We start from the raw sequence: 342 nt of genomic DNA on the forward strand, positions 1-342 counted from the left end.
TGCACCAGATGCGAGTGTGTTTTGGATTGTTTTAACTCTTTGTGGTCCTGTTTTATTGGCCATTGGCAATATCTATCGAACGTTGTATTGGCCAAACAATCTCTCTGCCCCCGCGCTCGCTCCCGGTATGCTGATAGCCGCTTCAGGGTTACTTGGCCTAGTCAGTATCATTCCTAGTTACTCACTTACTGTTCCGATAGCCGAGCTTTTACCGCTTTGTTTAATCATCGTGCAAGCGTTCGTCTTTGCTGGTCAGTTTTTACTACTGTTCTTACTACAAAAAACGGGTGGTCCAGTGTTGTTGAGCTTATTAGGCTCGGTAGGAGCAGTTGTCGGTGTACC

The 342-nt window shown here is 46.5% G+C and carries 1 pseudogene; it reads left to right on the plus strand.

What is annotated here, in order from left to right:
- Positions 1 to 342: pseudogene (locus CAN34_RS13855) on the plus strand (EamA/RhaT family transporter); the annotation flags it as partial.

Source organism: Psychrobacter sp. DAB_AL32B, from assembly GCF_002224105.1.
Classification (GTDB): Bacteria; Pseudomonadota; Gammaproteobacteria; order Pseudomonadales; family Moraxellaceae; genus Psychrobacter.